13 protein-coding genes are annotated in these 16,907 nt (G+C 44.5%); 6 read left to right on the top strand and 7 right to left on the bottom strand.

The genetic code is table 11. The annotated features are described in order from the left end of the window. Positions 1 to 14: 14 nt before the first annotated feature. Positions 15 to 1,214, bottom strand: a complete 1,200-nt coding sequence (nhaA, locus tag IE130_RS10675; protein WP_189585653.1) for a Na+/H+ antiporter NhaA — start codon at positions 1,212 to 1,214, stop codon at positions 15 to 17. A gap of 502 nt (positions 1,215 to 1,716) precedes the next feature. On the opposite strand from nhaA, the gene IE130_RS10670 reads away from it, so the two are divergent. Then, a complete protein-coding gene (locus IE130_RS10670; RefSeq protein WP_189585651.1) occupies positions 1,717 to 2,472 on the top strand; it encodes a TSUP family transporter in 756 nt (251 codons plus the stop codon). A 478-nt stretch (positions 2,473 to 2,950) separates the two neighbouring features. On the opposite strand, the gene IE130_RS10665 is transcribed toward IE130_RS10670, so the two are convergent. The 3 genes from IE130_RS10665 to radC form a co-directional block, all read right to left on the bottom strand. Next, positions 2,951 to 4,327 (bottom strand): dicarboxylate/amino acid:cation symporter, encoded by a 1,377-nt coding sequence (locus IE130_RS10665; RefSeq protein WP_189585648.1) that lies wholly within the window; start codon positions 4,325 to 4,327, stop codon positions 2,951 to 2,953. A gap of 465 nt (positions 4,328 to 4,792) precedes the next feature. Continuing rightward, on the bottom strand, positions 4,793 to 7,690 hold the full coding sequence (locus IE130_RS10660) for an acyl-CoA dehydrogenase (protein ID WP_189585644.1): 2,898 nt from the start codon (positions 7,688 to 7,690) through the stop codon (positions 4,793 to 4,795). Between the two features lie 541 nt (positions 7,691 to 8,231). After that, the gene (gene radC, locus IE130_RS10655) at positions 8,232 to 8,915 is read right to left on the bottom strand and encodes a RadC family protein (RefSeq protein WP_189585640.1); all 684 of its coding nucleotides are present in this window, start codon (positions 8,913 to 8,915) and stop codon (positions 8,232 to 8,234) included. Between the two features lie 128 nt (positions 8,916 to 9,043). Here radC and coaBC point away from each other — a divergent pair, with 128 nt between their 5' ends. Both coaBC and IE130_RS10645 read left to right on the top strand, forming a co-directional pair. Then, entirely contained in the window at positions 9,044 to 10,468 is a 1,425-nt protein-coding gene (gene coaBC, locus IE130_RS10650; protein WP_189585638.1) for a bifunctional phosphopantothenoylcysteine decarboxylase/phosphopantothenate--cysteine ligase CoaBC, read from the top strand. A gap of 39 nt (positions 10,469 to 10,507) precedes the next feature. Continuing rightward, on the top strand, positions 10,508 to 11,290 hold the full coding sequence (locus IE130_RS10645) for a sulfite exporter TauE/SafE family protein (protein WP_189585634.1): 783 nt from the start codon (positions 10,508 to 10,510) through the stop codon (positions 11,288 to 11,290). Positions 11,291 to 11,338: 48 nt separating this feature from the next. On the opposite strand, the gene IE130_RS10640 is transcribed toward IE130_RS10645, so the two are convergent. The 3 genes from IE130_RS10640 to IE130_RS10630 form a co-directional block, all read right to left on the bottom strand. Next, positions 11,339 to 12,256, bottom strand: a complete 918-nt coding sequence (locus IE130_RS10640) for a histone deacetylase family protein (protein ID WP_189585631.1) — start codon at positions 12,254 to 12,256, stop codon at positions 11,339 to 11,341. Between the two features lie 118 nt (positions 12,257 to 12,374). Beyond that, positions 12,375 to 13,208 carry a YbjN domain-containing protein gene (locus IE130_RS10635; RefSeq protein WP_189585628.1) on the bottom strand — a complete coding sequence of 278 codons (834 nt, stop codon included), beginning with the start codon at positions 13,206 to 13,208 and terminating at the stop codon, positions 12,375 to 12,377. 64 nt (positions 13,209 to 13,272) lie between these two features. Beyond that, entirely contained in the window at positions 13,273 to 14,310 is a 1,038-nt protein-coding gene (locus tag IE130_RS10630) for a hypothetical protein (RefSeq protein ID WP_227676202.1), read from the bottom strand. A gap of 133 nt (positions 14,311 to 14,443) precedes the next feature. Between IE130_RS10630 and ccmA the strand changes: the two genes are divergently transcribed. The 3 genes from ccmA to ccmC all read left to right on the top strand — a co-directional run bounded on the left by ccmA (position 14,444) and on the right by ccmC (position 16,874). Next, entirely contained in the window at positions 14,444 to 15,073 is a 630-nt protein-coding gene (gene ccmA, locus IE130_RS10625; protein ID WP_189585622.1) for a heme ABC exporter ATP-binding protein CcmA, read from the top strand. A 56-nt stretch (positions 15,074 to 15,129) separates the two neighbouring features. Beyond that, positions 15,130 to 15,867, top strand: a complete 738-nt coding sequence (locus IE130_RS10620; RefSeq protein WP_227676201.1) for a heme exporter protein CcmB — start codon at positions 15,130 to 15,132, stop codon at positions 15,865 to 15,867. A gap of 218 nt (positions 15,868 to 16,085) precedes the next feature. Beyond that, positions 16,086 to 16,874 carry a heme ABC transporter permease CcmC gene (gene ccmC, locus IE130_RS10615; RefSeq protein WP_189585619.1) on the top strand — a complete coding sequence of 263 codons (789 nt, stop codon included), beginning with the start codon at positions 16,086 to 16,088 and terminating at the stop codon, positions 16,872 to 16,874. Positions 16,875 to 16,907 lie beyond the last annotated feature (33 nt).

The following is a 16,907-nucleotide window of genomic DNA, read 5'->3' as shown; positions in this document are numbered from 1 at the left end:
GTCCATTAATCGAATTAATGACGGGTCAGATCTACCGAAGTACTGTTAATGTCTTCTTTTAGCGTTGCTTTGAGCATCATGTAACCGGCGATACCAGAGACAATTGAACCCATGATAATACCCAAACGCTCATCAAATAAGGTCGTGTCGCCTGCGAATGCTAAGCCACCGATAAACAAACTCATGGTAAAACCAACCCCGCATAGTAAGGATGCACCGTAGATTTGCTTAAAGTTCATCCCTCTTGGCATGGTCGAGATACCAAGTTTAAAGATTAACCAGCACATTATCATCACGCCCAGTTGCTTACCGATGAAAAGACCAGCGGCGATACCTAGCGGCACTGAGTGAAATAACTCAGCGAAGCCTGCACCTTTGAGCGAGATACCCGAGTTGGCAAACGCAAACAGGGGCAAAATACCAAAGGCAACGGTGTTGTGTAGATCATGTTCTAGCTCTTCTACTGGCGAGTGCTCAGGATCAGTACGATCGAACATAGGAATAAATAGGGCTAACACCACACCTGCCAATGTCGCATGAATACCAGATTTGAGTACCGCAATCCACATAATCACGCCGATGAGTAGATAAGGGGTGATGCTCGTCACATTGCGACGATTGAGTAAGTATAAAAACGGCAGACACAAACCAGCGACAGCTAATGAGCCCAGTGACAAGTCGTTGGTATAAAATAAGGCGATGATTAAAATGGCACCAATGTCATCAAAAATAGCAATAGACACCAAAAACACCTTTAATGAGTTTGGTACACGATTGCCAAGCAGGCTTAAGATACCCAAAGCAAAAGCGATGTCTGTCGCCGCAGGGATCGCCCAACCTTTCCAAAAATCAGGTTCATTATAGTTAAAGAGCAAATAGACAATGGCGGGCATAATCATGCCACCCAGTGCCGCTCCAGCAGGCAGGATAATCTGCTTAATGTTAGAGAGCTCACCAATCAAGACTTCACGCTTTAGCTCAAGTCCGACTAAGAAAAAGAAAATAGCCATCAGACCATCATTGATCCAATGACTGGCATCTTTGGCAATACCAAATTCGCCAATACGAATGGATACAGGGGCATGAATAAAAGCCTCATACCAAACGCTGAGGGGGCTATTGGCAATGATCATTGCAGCAATGGCAGCCAATGCTAAAACGATACCGCCTGCTGCCTCAAATTCGAAAAATGCCTTAATTCTTTTTATTGCCATATCATCCTCATTTACTAAATACAATTTGCTAAATAATGCAATAACCTCAAGTATCTATACTGTTAAATTGGACAGTGTCGCAGATAGACGTTAACAGTTTCTCATAATCTCATTCATATACACAACAAAATCTGTAAAACTGAAACCATAAACCTATCTTACCCTATCAATAAGAGCGAAATGCCAGCGCTATGGCGAGAGGCAAAGCAGGAATAAATCATAAAATCTGTCATTGATAAAAATATTATTCTTAAATATTTCAATAACCTGTTAGACAAATCTAGCAGACTTCAGCTCGTTTTTGGCTTTTTTTAGTCTTTTATCTCTATAATGAGCGGCATTACGCAGTGTTCTGTCACAGCTTTGATACATATCAGCAGTACTATTGGCTAGCTACTAGCAAAGTTGGTAGCAACACTAGTAGTGATGATTTATTCTCAGTTCTTAAAGCCAGCTCTTAGGGCTTCTTCATTTTTCATCATAAAGTTTACAGGTCGGTGTTATGGACTTATCATTCTCTCTAGAGATTATTTTAATGCTGACAGCCGTGGCAGCGCTGGCAGGTTTTATTGACGCTATCGCAGGTGGTGGTGGCTTATTAACCATACCAGCCATGCTACTAGCCAATATTCCCCCAGTGCTAACGCTGGGCACTAACAAGCTGCAAGCCGCTTCAGGTGCGCTAGCAGCGTCCATTACGATGATTAGAAAAGGGGTCGTCAAGCCACAACGTATCAAGGTGGCCATTATTGCTGCTTTTATCGGTTCAGTTATCGGTACGATCGCCGTACAGATGTCACCACCTGATTTGCTCGAAAAGCTGATTCCGTTTTTAATCGCAGCGATTGGTCTCTATACGCTATTTGCACCCAGACTTGGTGAAGTAGAAGCCGCACCGCGTATCTCAGAAGGCAAATGGCAAAAAGTCGTGGCACCTTTAATTGGTTTTTATGATGGTTATATCGGCCCAGGAACTGGCATGTTCTTTGCGCTTGGTAATGTGGCTTTGCGCGGTCGTCAGATCATTGAAGCGACAGGCGCGGCAAAGGTCTTGAACTTATCGACCAATATTGGCTCGCTGATTTTCTTTATTTTGGGCGGTAATGTATTGTGGAAAGTGGGGCTAGCAATGATGGTTGGGCAAACGATAGGTGCGTATTTTGGCTCGCACATGGTGGTTAAAGGCGGTAGTAAGCTGATTCGTCCGATGATTGTATTGGTGTGTTTTGCCATGTTGACCAAATACGTTTTTGGTTAAATAACAATAGGGTCTGTTGAACATTCAAATATTAGGACTGCTGATCGCTAAAATCGTATCAAACGTTTTATCAAATCAGGCGTAAACTGACGATAATGTCGAGACCTTAGCTAGGTTTACAACAACGTTTGGGGTGATTTTAGCATCAGCCTTTCAGGGCAGGGCTATTTTTTGCCAATACATGGCGAAATTGTCTACCCTAGAATGACTAGGCGTCAAAAATTTCACTGCGTATTGTCTAAAAAATAGCCACTGCCAGTGCCACATTTGAATGTTCAACAGACCCTAATAAATAATCTTATATGTCTCAAAAAAACCTCAGCCGATTTGGCTGAGGTTTTTTATTTTATGAACGTCTATTTATAGTCGATTCAATTTAAAAGTAGTACAAGGCAACCGAGTGTAGATGTATATGTGATACTTCAAGCGAGGTTAACGCTGTAATACTTTTATAGTGGAATGACTATAGCAGTGTTGATTAGCGACGACGATCTACATCATCATACTCACTACCCATGATGCCATCACTGAAGACTTCAGAGAATTCACGCTCGTTGTCTTCATCAATATGACCGTCAAATACGTCTTTCGCGCCAGCGTCAGGATCGTTATAAATAGCCAGATCCATTTTGCCTTCTGATTTTGCTACGATGGCAGTTACTGCCGCATCACCACCAACGTTGACAGCGGTACGTAACATATCAAGAATACGGTCGACACCTAAGATTAAGCCAATACCTTCGATTGGTAAGCCAACTTGAGCAAATACCATAGAGAGCATGATCAGACCAACACCAGGAACACCAGCAGTACCAACAGACGCCAGTACCGACATCAAGATAACCGTCAGATACTCGGTCACGCCCAAATCAATACCATAAATATTGGCAATGAAGATGGTCGCTGTACCTTGCATGATAGCCGTACCATCCATGTTGATGGTGGCACCAAAAGGAACGGTAAACGAAGCGACAGAGTTATTCACACCCATACGCTTGGTAACGGTACGCAAGGTAATAGGAATCGTCGCGTTTGAGCTTGATGTACTAAAAGCAAAGATCTGAACTTCGCGCATTTTTGCCAAAAAGGTCTTGATAGACAAGCCTGAAGCAAGCTTAAGTACAATCATCATGGTGATAAAGAAATGGAAGGCCAATGAACCGACCAATACCGCAACATAACCAAGTAATGACCAAATTAAGTCTAAACCAAGGTCAGCCATCGCCTTGGTCAATAGGGCAAAGACACCATATGGTGCAAGATTCATAATGATAGTCACCATCTTTAAGATGACTTCATTAATTAATTCTAAGCTTTGTACCAAGCCTTTGGCAGGCTTACCAACCATCAGAATACTGACACCGATGAGAATGGCAAAGAAAATAATCGACAACATATCACCATTTGCCATCGCGCTGATGGGGTTGGATGGGATGATGTTTGAGAAAACATCAAGCAATGGCGGCGCTGATGCTGCTTCAAAAGTGGCGTCAGTGCCAATGTTCATGCCCTTGCCGATACCAAATAGCGAGCCAAGTCCAATCGCCGTCGCAATAGCAAGCGCGGTGGTGAACATATAAATCATAAAGGTTTTGGTACCAATACGACCAAGCAGACGAATATCACCAATACCGCACACACCGCAAATCAATGAGATAAGTACTAGCGGTACGACCAACATTTTGAGTGAGTTAACAAATAGCTTGCCAATAATAGCGAGGAAGCCGTTTGTAATATACGTATTAACAAAGCCGCCTTCTGCGTTTAGTCCTGAATAGTTTATAAACAAACCCAGTATGATACCGAGCGCCATGGCAACCATGATCTTGCCCGTCAGTCCCATATTTTTCCACATAACCTCTATCCTTTTATATGCAACGCTCAGTAGTCAGTACGGCAATAAATCAATATATCTATGATTGTTATCTCAACGCCTGATGGTGTTACGTCTATATGTTTTTGTGTATTACTTAGTGTCAGTTTTTTTGACAATATAAAATAATTGTTAAGGGTACTGCAAGATTTTTTTATCATTTAAATATCGTGACATTAGCGATTTTTTCCGTTTCACTTATTTTATTGTCATAATAAAGACCTTAAACGCGAGTAAAGTGCATGTTAAATAGTAAATATAGACGGCAATTTTTTTGGCAAAAAAAGCGAGACCGCCTATTTTAGACGGTCTCGCTTTTGCTTATTTATCTGATTGATTTAAATAACTTTTTGACAGTAAGGGTTTCGTATGATTAAAAGGTTAAAGCGATATCTATCATAAATAGACGCCTGTCAGTGATTGCCTGTACCTTTAAACCTTACCCCTTTAGACCTTGTCGCTTTCATCGCGACGGAGGCCATCTTGCCATTTGCTGTCCTTGACTACCTCAGGTTGAGTATTGGTTGAAGTAGACTCTGAATCGTTAGATACTTCAAAGTCTGTTTTATTCAGACCATGATTATAGCTCATACGCTGGTTAAGCGTTGATTCGGCATCACGATAACGAGGGTCAAGTGCTTCTGCTTCTGGATCAGATGCCTCAAAATGTGTTTGCCCGCGAACTTCTTCGACGGTACTTTGCTCGTCCACCATTTTTACATCGCCATCGCTCTCATAGCCGTGATCAGGGTTGGCATCACCCGTTTGATCTTGAGGATCTGTGGCTACCATCGAGCTGCTAGACGCTGTGCCATTTTTTGCTTGGGCCTCATTTTTTAGCTGCGCATAATCAGTCAGCTTGTGCACGGCGTTCTCTAGGGTATGTGGGTTTTCACGCTCTTGCGCTTTCAATAGATGTCCATCGAACACATCTGTTAATAATGAATCAAACCGTAGCCCATTATATTGAATCAGTTTCTCAGCTTCTTCTTCAGTGATATCACCATTTTGGCTGGCATAGACCACATGATCTTCGAAGGTTAAGCCTTCAAAGCTGTCTTTATGCTCTGCTTTTTTGAATTTCTGCCACAAGGGTTCAATGTCAAGTAAGGTTTGATACGCATGCTCCATGCGACCGCTGACATCATCAGGCAAGGTATTATAATAGACCATGGTCTTGAGATAATCACGGAAGGGGTTGGCTTCATGGTCATCCATAAACACATCGCCCAGTTTGGTTTTCAACTCATCGCTCGCTGGGGTAAAGATACGACCACTCGGGAAAGTCACGAAGCTGACGACACCAGCCGCCATACGATTTGGGAAGTTGGCAAAGAAAGAAACAAAGGCTTCTTGAATGGTATAGAGGCTGTTTTGTAGCGCGACCTCGGCATGTAAGCGTTCAGCTTCTGATTTGCTGCCATGCTCATAAAACTGCAAAATAGCGGTCGCAATGAACAAGTGACCATGAATATCTGCCAAACGACCAGAGAGCATCTCTTTGCGCTTCAAATCACCAGCTAACAATCCTAAAGCCATGTCAGCTGTCAAGGCAAAGCTAGCACTTAGACGGTTGATATGTTTGTAATAAGGGCGGGTAAAGTCATCGGCAAAGCTTGGCGCATCGCTACTGCCACCGATATAACCAGCGATAAAGGCTTTTGCCCCGCGGTTAAAGGTATAGCCCAAATGTTTAAAAAATAACGTATCGAACTCTTTGGTCGCAGATTCTTTGTCTTCACTTTGTAAGAGTTGTAATTCGTCAAATAAATACGGATGACAACGCATCGCCCCTTGACCAAAGATCATCAAAGAACGCGTTAAGATGTTGGCACCTTCAACAGTGATAGAAACGGGAATCGCTTGGTATGGCGTCGCCAAAAAGTTACGTGGCCCCATTTGTACAGCGCGTCCACCGACGACATCCATACCATCGTTGACAACGCTACGCATGGTTTCTGTCGCATAGTATTTTGCCATTGCTGTCATAACCGATGGCGTACCACCTTGGTTGAGTCCGCAAGTGACCAAATGACGGAACGCTTCTAACATATAAGTATTACTCGCCATACGGCTAGTGGCGTCTTGTACACCTTCAAATTTACCTACTGATATCTTGAACTGCTCACGAACTTTGGCAAACGCACCAACCGACAGATAAGTCATCTCACTGGCTGAAGTGGATAAGGCTGGCAGCGAAATACCGCGACCCACACCCAGACACTCCATCAGCATGCGCCAACCGCGCCCAGCGTTCTCAACACCACCGATGATATAATCTAGTGGGATAAAGACGTCTGTGCCATCGACCGTACCATTCATAAATGGCGAGCCGATTGGGTTATGACGCGGCCCTGTGATGACGCCTTCGTGGCTAGCAGGAACCAACGCACACGTAATGCCATAATCGGTTTTGTTAGGGTCACCAAGCAGACCTTCGGGATCGTGCATTTTAAATGCCAATCCAACCACAGTAGCGATAGGGGCAAGGGTAATCCAGCGCTTAGAAAAGTTCATACGCAGACCAAGCATTTGCTCGCCTTCGTGAGTTCCGTAACACACCACACCTGTATCAGGAATAGCGCCAGCATCCGAACCGGCCTCAGGACCAGTCAGACCAAAGCATGGCACTTCTTCGCCTTTTGCTAAACCGGGTAGCCAGCGTTGCTTTTGCTCATCCGTCCCATAATGCATGAGCAGCTCACCAGGGCCGAGTGAGTTTGGCACCATACAGGTCACGGCTGCGGTGGGTGAGCGCGAGGCAATTTTACTCATTACCCGACTTTGGGCATACGAGCTAAACTCAAGACCACCAAATTCTTTAGGAATAATCAGACCCAAAAAGCCATTACTCTTGATAAATTGCCACGCTTCGGGCGACAGGTCTTTATCTTCATGCTGAATTTTCCATTCATCAAGCATGGCACACAGCACTTCTACTTCATTGTCTATAAAGCTTTGTTCTTCTTCTGACAGTTTTGGATATGGGTAATTGGCAAAAGTGTCCCAGTTAGGCGCACCCATAAACAGCTCTTTTTCCCACCAGCTCGTACCCGCATCGAGAGCTTCACGCTCAGTATCACTCATGCTTGGCATTGCGCCAGCGAGTATCTTATAAACAGGCTTGGTAATCAATGACTGACGGATAGGCGCGACAAGCAGCACCAAACACAATAGCAATATCGGTATGCCTAAAATAAGTGACCATGGACTGATGATGGTGGTCACGACCACGGTAATAATGGCGACGATACTACCAGTGACGCGCGATAGAGACAGCAAAAAGATGGCCAAAACTGTGGCTAACTGTATGATTACTGCCAAAATAAATAAGCCAACTGCCATGACTGTCTCCTTGGTAAAACCTAACTGGAAAATGAGGTAAAGCTCAGAAAGAGATTATATTAAGAAAGCATCTTATTTAAAATAATGGGTTTTAAATCAATTAACTTTGAATCTAAAACCTTTTAGAATAAACAATGTCATTATTTTTATAGCAATCATATTAAAAATCTATTGGTGAACAAACTTATAAACGTCTATCACAACGTCATTCTGACTCAAAGAACCATTCTTGAGTCAAAAGGATGCGATAAAACTAGGATTGCTGACCATTAGAAACATACATTTGATGCTCTACAAAAACTAATGTATCAAAATATAAATAACTGAGCGAAAGTTAGCTACTAATATGAAATAGTTATCGATAACTATCAATAGCGAAAATGCTATTCTGTGTCGAGGATATGTATCATATATCTAGATATATCTTCAATAAATCAGCGTTATAATTGATTCAAGATAACTGCGTGTCCATTATCAAAGTATCATGGCGTTAACCTCGCTTGAAGTATGGTGTATAAGTCTTTACTCGAATATTTTTCGATTAATCGAAAGGCGCTAAGCAGCTTTCGGCATAAGATAATGTCTGATTGCGTCCAACGATGATGTGGTCAATCAAGGATAAGTCTATCAAATCGCAGGCTTTCTTTAGCTCGTAGGTCAATAGATTGTCTGCCGTTGAAGGGGTCGCATCGGTATGCGGATGGTTGTGCGCGACGATGAGTTGACTGGCAGCATGGCTCAACGCATGACGGAGTACGTGTTTGATACAGACGGAACAGGACGAGATACCGCCAGTAAACAGTATTTCAAAGTTTAATAGGTTTAGCGCATTGTCTAAGCAAAGGACGGCAAAGACTTCACGGTGCTCACCGCGCAATTGGGTGCTGATATAGTCCTTGACGACTTGTGAGCGTCCCAGTGCTTGACCTGTCTTTAGCTTACTGTCTAAATAACGCGTACCCATCTCAAGCGACGCCAATATCTGTGCGTACTTGGCAGGGCCAATACCATGACAAGCAAGCACAGTCTGTGGCGGCGCTGCTAAGAGTTCGGCAAGACTGCCAAACTGATCGATCAGATGACGTGCCAGCTCAATTGCCGACTGCGACTGCGTGCCAGTGCGTAAAAATATCGCCAATATCTCAGCATCTGTTAAGTGAGCGGCGCCAAATTTTAGCAGTTTTTCTCGTGGTCTATCATCTTCATGCCAGTCTTTAATCGCCATTGTCACTCCTTAATGAGGGTTGGATGCTAGATATATGATATAAATGCGGAAAACGTTACCCAACTTATCTCATAATTGTTACTATAAGCGCAATTTTATCTTTCAATTTTTTTACTGATGCCACGCTTATGTCGAATGTTATCCTTGCTATCACCGGCGGTATCGCCGCTTATAAATCTGCTATATTTGCCCGTCTGCTAATCAAGGCAGGCTTTGATGTGCGTGTCATTATGACCACAGGTGCGCAGGCTTTTATTACGCCATTGACCCTACAGGCATTGACCGGTAATGAGGTGCATACGTCCTTACTTGATGAGCAGGCAGAGGCGGGGATGGGTCATATCGAGCTTGCTAAGTGGGCGGACTTGATCGTCATTGCGCCAGCCTCTGCCAATACACTGGCTCGCCTCGCGATGGGTATGGCTGATGATTTGTTGGCGACTGTGTGCTTAGCAACGACGGCTCCCGTTATTATTGCTCCAGCGATGAACCAGCAAATGTGGGCGCATCCAGCAGTGAATCTGAACGTCCAGACCCTACGCGATATGAATTATCAAATTATCCAGCCCGCTAGTGGTCAGCAAGCCTGCGGTGATGTGGGGGCAGGTCGTTTGCCTGAACCTGAGCAGCTATTGGCAGAAGTATTATTATTCAATGCCATGCAAACCACGCCGCAATTATTAGCAGGCAAAAGAGTGGTGATTACTGCTGGACCAACTGTCGAAGCGATTGATCCGGTACGCTATTTGTCTAATCACTCGACTGGAAAAATGGGCTTTGCATTAGCACGTGCTTGCGTGGCTGCTGGTGCAGACGTTATTTTGATTGCGGGTGGCAAAGTGGCACTGCCTACACCGCTCAATGTCACGCGCATTGATGTGTTGTCCGCGCAAGAGATGCTAATTGCTGTACAGCAATGTGTGGATGGTACGCACAGTGCGCTACAGTATGTGCCTGAAGATGAGCATGACCATTCTCACGATCATTCTCACGATCACAGCCATGAACATGCGCATCATCATGAACATCATGGCGAGTGTGATTGCGGTGATGATCGTAGCCATAACCACAGCCATGAGCTTGATAATAAGCATCATGCTCATAGCGAGAATCAAAATGTAATGGCGGATATCTTTATTGCCACTGCGGCTGTCGCCGACTATCGTACTGAAGAAGCTGCTCCGCAAAAAATCAAAAAGACCCAAGATGCGATGACGCTAAGTTTGGTCAAAAACCCTGATATCTTAGCGACCATTTCGCTTGCGCATCCAGAGCTGTTTGTCGTTGGTTTTGCGGCAGAAACGCAAGATATCGAGCGCTATGCTCGCGGTAAGCTGGTGGCTAAAGATTTAGATTTGATCGCTTGTAATGATGTCTCACGAGCAGACATTGGTTTCGCCAGCGATGACAATGCCATGCAAGTGTTTTTCTCTGAGCGCTATGAGCAAGCGGCAGTGACGCTGGAGAAGGCGAGCAAAGATAAGATTGCTGAGCAGTTGGCTGGCATCATTGGTGAGACAATATGGCAACGCCACAATGGTCACAGTGCCTAGTTATGTCACTCTTAATCCAGATGTTAGGTCTTAATAGTTATGGCTAATATAATGGATAGTGATAGCACCCAGACGTTGTTACTGATGGTAATCTTTGCGCTGGCATCGTTGCTACATGGTATTAGTGGGCTGGGTGTGACGTTGGTGACGACCACTGCGCTTGCTAGCATCTACCCGTTACCACATGCCATTGTGCTAGTTATCTTCCCTTCGTTATTGCTTAATGCCATGACTTGGCTGGCGGGTGGCGGGCGCACGATCTGGCAAAATTTCATCTATTACGGCAGGCGCTATTGGTTATTGGCGTTGACCAGCTTACTTGGTAGTATTCTAGGCGCGAAGCTCTTGCTATGGGTCGATAGCGCATATATTTTATTGCTATTGGCAGCGGTTATTGGTTTTTACGTCATAAGCAGCTTGCTTGGTAAGCAACTCCGGCTACCTGCTACCAAGCCTGTATTAATCATCGTTGGCTTTAGTGCAGGTGTGATTGGCGGCTCGACCAATGCCATGTCGACCATATTGATGATGTATCTACTGTCTGCCAGCGATGATAAGAACACCATCGCCAAAGTCGGCAATATGTGCTATTTCTTAGGTAAAATTGCCCAAATCATTGTATTACGTGAGCCTATTATGGCGCTCAGCAGTGGTGAATGGCAGCTGATTACTTTGCTCAGTGTTTTATCTATTGCCGCGCTTTTAGTTGGTATCCGCTTACGTCGTTATTTACCACAAGCACGCTTTCGTCAGCTTATTTTATTGATACTTACAGTGCTTGGTATTCGTGTCGGCTGGCAGGGGATTGTAGCGTTTTTATAAACTAGTTCGCGAGGCAGCTGGCTGTTTCAATGCTATTTTATGCGCGTGTTATTCTGTTATTTCATCAAAAAATATCTGTTGCGCCAAACGAAACGTATTGCAGTGCGCTTCAACCACATCTTCAATATCTTCTGAATAGCCGCCACCCATGACGATAGCGACAGGAATGTTGGCAGCTTTTGCTTGGCGTAACACATATTCATCACGCGCCTTACAACCTTCTATCGTCAGTCCAAGTTTTCCTAACTTATCGGTCGCCAGTACATCGACAGCAGACTGATAAAAGATCATATCTGGTGCAACGTCGCTAATTAAGCGCGGTAGCGTGTCCTCTAATATCTGTAAATACTCAGCATCACCAGTATCGTTGGCAAGTTCAATATCTAGGTCAGATAGTTCTTTGCGAAATGGATAGTTCTTGGCGCCATGCATACTAAACACAAAAACCCGTGGCTCATTCGTCATGATACTGGCATTGCCGTTGCCTTGATGCACATCTAAATCGACCACCAAAATCTTTTGCGCCTGTCCACGATTTAATAATAAATTACTCGCGATACAAACATCATTAAACACGCAAAAGCCCTCGCCATGATCGGCAAATGCATGGTGCGTACCGCCAGCAACATTCATCGCCACGCCATATTGCTGAGCATAAAGCGCACATTCATAAGTTGCATGGGCAATATGACGACCACGATCGACTAAAGCTTCGGTCATCTCAAAGCCGATAGGGCGTGCTTCCTTGCGCGGTAAGGTTTGGGTTTTAAGCTTATACCAATAGTCCATAGTATGAGTGGTCAAAATCTCTTCTTCGCTTAATCGCGCAGGGGCAAAGAAATTAACCATACTGATAGTGCCTTCAGCCAATAGCCGCTCAGGAATCATGGTGTATTTTTGCATGGGAAAACGGTGCTTTTCAGGCACGGCATATCGAAAAATATCAGAGTAAGCAATTTTGAGCATAGCGTTAAAGGATGTCTTTGTTGAGAGGGGTTTTAAGGATAGATAGGTTTAAGCGCTTTGAAAGTAAGGTATTGGTGAGAAATTGTAAAAACCGCAAATATCTATTGTGATCAGTTGATTACTGAACAAACTGCGTTGGCAAAAAGAAGGTTTTAGAATCTGATTGTTGACGCAGCTCTATTAATAAAGTCTGCATGTCTTCAGCAGGATCTTGATTATTGAGCAAGTCACTAAACAGCTCATTTGCCACAGTGGTCATTGCAATGACACTTTGTAGTAAATGCTCGATAATTTCGTCATTAATACCAACGGTTTCAACATCGACAGCGTGTTTATAGCGTATCTCGCCATCGTTAATATCCATTTCTAGGTTACCAATCAGCATGTCATAATTGATCTGAGTAATCAGTAGCATCGCTGCACTTTGATAACTTTCTGGTATTAAAAATGGCAAAATTCCATAGACTGCCAGTAGCTTGGTTTTTTCTTGTACACGGAACAAATAACCGCAGTTCAGTTGTTTATGACGCATTCTCAGCGACAAATGATGCGTTGTTTGGCTGTCAGTGCTTTTATCGCCACTGGTTTGGGGTCGATAGTGAGTATAGTGCCATTGCTTATCATTAAAGTACTGTTTTAGGCAGTCGATAATGGAAGTGTCATTAGGCTCGTGTTGTGATGCTTTTAATTTTGCCTCAGCTTGAGAACGCTCGCTGTCATTATTATCACGCTGACCGAAAAAACTGCCAGTAGAGTCAGCCGTATTCGCCTCATCGCTATTACGAGTGTTGGCGCTAGAGATTCCGGCCTGCATCAGATCAAGATCAATTTCATCGTCAGCCGCTGATGACTGCGTCGACAAGTTTGCGCCATCGACAACAGACTGCGGTGCTGAGGCAGTCAGTAACCGTTTGAGTTTTTGCCACAAGCTGAGTTTGTTACGTTGACTCATAAGTATTGTGCTGACAAGTAAATGGATGATATTAAAAACTGACCACTAAGTAAAAAACAGTCAGTTACTTATTGTTAAACATCAAACCCTCTTTGATAGCGGGCTGTGCATAAAATGCTTGCAACATCTCACGTATATGCGCTGTAAACCACTCGCTTTCAATGGCATCATGTACTACAGGCAATAGAGCTGTACTCAATTGCGTCATGGCTTGATCATCTATATATAAACTTGCGGCTACCGTTGCCATGCTATCGCCTTGATGGTTGGCATACCACGTATCGATGCTGGCTGACACGAGGCTGTGCAGATAAGGCGACATGCGCAGGCGGTTGTAGCTCTGTTGGATGCTGGCTTCGATATGCTCGATACTACTATTACCAGGCTCATCACTTAAATAATTTTGCAGTTGGCTAATCGGCTGATCTTTGATTCTTGCCCAACCGCTTACTAGTAACCGAGCGACTTCGTCATTTGATAAGTGCTCTTGGGCATTGGCTTCTGCACGACGTGCTAAGTCTTTAATATTACGATGCAAATACGTCTGTAGTTTTTCATCAAGATTTCTATTGGTCGCCTTTTCAAAAGAGCTGCGCCCAAACTTCATCAGTTTGCCAGCAGCGCCCGCTTTATCCAGCGTGGTTTCCATAAAGTCGTTGATCGCGTGATAGAGCGTTTGCGTCAGCAAATCTGCAAAAGTCTCGTTGCCGACCAGCGTATGAATCAAGATATTACGCTGCTGCTCATGGCTACCCACATAATTGGCTAGGGTCTGCACTTGAGTGTCATCCACCAGCTCAGACAACGGGACATTGTCATTGACTGGATGATAAATAATCGTATGCAAGATATCGCGAATATCTTTACGTATCACATCCGTCATCGGTTGGTTCAGTAGCCAATCGTTGATCAGATGTTGCAAATCATCGGCGCTGACATATTTATTCAATGGCTGGGCAGCAAACCACTGCCAAGCCTCTATGCTTAGCGGTTCTGCTTGTTGCCGCAACCATTGCTGCATAAAGGCAACTTGTGCGTCGACTAAGCTATCTATTGTTAGCGCTGGCGTATCTAAATTTTGGCTATCTTTTGAAGTCTGCATAGGTTTTGAGGTCATAGTTATCGACAATTTGTTATACTGTGTGGTTGGGGTAAGCATAAAGTATTATGCCACGAACATGATATTTGTTGGTGACGAATATTGACTGCTGCTTGATAAATAATGAGAGGTTTGAATGACAGCTCTGAATACCGCCTTACTTACGCTTGATGAGCTGACCGTTCAGCGCGGTGAAATCCCTCTATGTGAAGGCGTTGCGCTCGATTTACCTGCGGGCAGTATTTGTCACTTGATTGGTGCTAATGGTACGGGCAAAACGACGCTACTGATGCAGCTGGCTGGATTATTACCAGTGTTGGAAGGTCAAGTTTACTATCAAGGAACAGCCAGTTTACCGGTTCAGCCTTTATATGTGTCGCATCAGTTGGGCATACATCCAAATTTGACCGTCGCGCAAAACCTGACCTTTTTGCTGAATTTATACGGCATTAGCCCAAGTGTTGCTGATATTGATGACGCCTTAGCTTGGGTCGGACTGCAAGGCTTTGAGACGATTAGCTCAAGCCATTTATCTGCTGGACAAACTCGCCGTATCACCCTTGCGCGCTTATATTTATTGACCCCTGAGGTGACACCGTTATGGCTACTTGATGAGCCTTTTACTGCCCTTGATGTCGATATGGTGGCGCGGATGGAAGACAGATTGCGTGAATTTGCCAACATGGGCGGCGCTATATTAATGACCAGTCATCAGGCAGTCGGCGTAGCCAACCAAGTGCTCGATTTATCCGGTTATATGGTTTGAATGCTAGGGCGTGTCATCAGTATAAATGTGCCAAGCATCCGTGGAAGAGCGAATAAATGATAGAAACAGACAATCCAGTACAAGTAGCGCATAAAAGCTCAAACGTTAGCGCATCGGCTGCGCGCGGTATCAGCTTTGTGCAGTTATGGCGACGCGAGTGGCACGTGAAGCAGCAAGGAGCGGTACAGTGGTTGTACCCTTTGGTGCTGTTCTTAGTGATTATTACCTTATTTCCGCTAGCGGTTGGTAGTGAGCCTGCGCTATTGCAGCGCCTTGGCGTGTCGGCGGTGTGGATTGCCGCTCTGTTGTCACTGGTGATGGGTGTCGACGGCTTGTTTAAGCCTGCTCTTGATAATGGTACGCTGGCACAATTGGTTGTTGCCAAAGCGTCGCTGCCGTTATGGGTGTTGATTCGTTTGGTTATCCATTGGATCTTTAGTAGTGGTATTGTGGCAGCGCTGAGTTTGCTTGCCGTGCCATTGTTTCAGCTTAGCTGGTTTGAGGCGTGGATATTGATGGCTTCTATTGTGACGGGCAGTCCGATGCTATTGATGTTATCAGCGGTTGCCAGTAGTTTGACGCTGTCATTAAAGAATGGCGCGGTGCTGGTGCCTTTGATTGCTTTGCCGATGCAATTGCCGGTATTGATTTTTGCCACAGGTGCGGTTGATTTATTTGCCACTGGTCTTAATGGCTTACCGATACTGGCATTATTATTGGCAGGCAGTATTATTTCAGTATTAATCATGCCATGGGTGATTGCGATGACCTTAAAAATGTCATGGCTCAATTAAACAGTAGACTTTCTTTACTATCAAAACCCAGTCATTTAAACCCAATGTATTAACAGCATGTTGAAAACTGGCAACTTTGCTATAATAGCCAGCTAACTAAGCAAACAATCACTTGTAGATTCTATCCAGTGTTTAACGCCGGCAGGTTGACAGATAGTCGCGCCCATGATGCGCTATATCGGTTACAACCAATACGCTGTGCCAATAGGTTTATTCTCATGCCCAACCTGAATAACGTCTCATCTCCTAGCCTGTGGCAGCGCATCTGGCAGGGCTTTTTGACCACTGTGGGTACCAAGCAGTTTTTTCGCATTTTTTCGCCTTGGGTCAAGTGGCTGGCAATATTAGCCACTATTTGTCTTGTGATCGGTAGTGTCTGGGGTCTCGCTTTTGCGCCGCCTGATTACCTGCAAGGTAATAGCTACCGCATTATCTTTATCCATGTGCCTGCTGCTAGTATCGCCATTTCTATCTATTTTGCCTTAGCAGTGCTCGGGGTCATTTATTTAGTTTGGAAAATCAAGACGGCCAGTCTAGTGGCGCAGGCGCTTGCTCCGCTGGGATTCTTGCTCTGTGTGGTTAGCTTAATCACGGGCTCTATTTGGGCAAAACCGACGTGGGGTACGTACTGGGTTTGGGATGCACGTTTGACCTCTATGCTCATTTTGGCGTTTTTGTATGCTGGCGTGATGGCGTTATTTGCAGCGTTTGAGCACACGGCCAATCGTGGTAAAGCCGCCGCTATTTTGTCTATTGTTGGTGCAGTAAACCTGCCTATTATTAAGTATTCGGTACAGTGGTGGAACACCTTGCATCAAGGCTCGACCTTTACCTTAACTGCTGCACCAAAAATGTCAGCGGATATGTGGATGCCATTATTACTGATGATTATTGGTAGTTATTTATTGGTCGCGACGTTAGCGATTTATCGTACCAACACGCTGATTTTGTATCGTGATCAAGGCAAAGCGTGGGTCAAAGAATATATCCGCGGACAATCCAAATGACTGCAATGACTGTCGCCAAAACAAATAACGGCT

Origin of the sequence: Psychrobacter glaciei, assembly GCF_014652895.1 — a bacterium.
Taxonomy (GTDB): domain Bacteria; phylum Pseudomonadota; class Gammaproteobacteria; order Pseudomonadales; family Moraxellaceae; genus Psychrobacter; species Psychrobacter glaciei.
This window is presented reverse-complemented; position numbering and strand designations above follow the sequence as displayed.

Coding starts and splice junctions, on each gene's coding strand:
- nhaA (WP_189585653.1), bottom strand. CDS start 1,214: ATGGCAATAAAAAGAATTAAGGCATTTTTCGAATTTGAGGCAGCAGGC.
- IE130_RS10670 (WP_189585651.1), top strand. CDS start 1,717: ATGGACTTATCATTCTCTCTAGAGATTATTTTAATGCTGACAGCCGTG.
- IE130_RS10665 (WP_189585648.1), bottom strand. CDS start 4,327: ATGTGGAAAAATATGGGACTGACGGGCAAGATCATGGTTGCCATGGCG.
- IE130_RS10660 (WP_189585644.1), bottom strand. CDS start 7,690: ATGGCAGTTGGCTTATTTATTTTGGCAGTAATCATACAGTTAGCCACA.
- radC (WP_189585640.1), bottom strand. CDS start 8,915: ATGGCGATTAAAGACTGGCATGAAGATGATAGACCACGAGAAAAACTG.
- coaBC (WP_189585638.1), top strand. CDS start 9,044: ATGTCGAATGTTATCCTTGCTATCACCGGCGGTATCGCCGCTTATAAA.
- IE130_RS10645 (WP_189585634.1), top strand. CDS start 10,508: ATGGCTAATATAATGGATAGTGATAGCACCCAGACGTTGTTACTGATG.
- IE130_RS10640 (WP_189585631.1), bottom strand. CDS start 12,256: ATGCTCAAAATTGCTTACTCTGATATTTTTCGATATGCCGTGCCTGAA.
- IE130_RS10635 (WP_189585628.1), bottom strand. CDS start 13,208: ATGAGTCAACGTAACAAACTCAGCTTGTGGCAAAAACTCAAACGGTTA.
- IE130_RS10630 (WP_227676202.1), bottom strand. CDS start 14,310: ATGCAGACTTCAAAAGATAGCCAAAATTTAGATACGCCAGCGCTAACA.
- ccmA (WP_189585622.1), top strand. CDS start 14,444: ATGACAGCTCTGAATACCGCCTTACTTACGCTTGATGAGCTGACCGTT.
- IE130_RS10620 (WP_227676201.1), top strand. CDS start 15,130: ATGATAGAAACAGACAATCCAGTACAAGTAGCGCATAAAAGCTCAAAC.
- ccmC (WP_189585619.1), top strand. CDS start 16,086: ATGCCCAACCTGAATAACGTCTCATCTCCTAGCCTGTGGCAGCGCATC.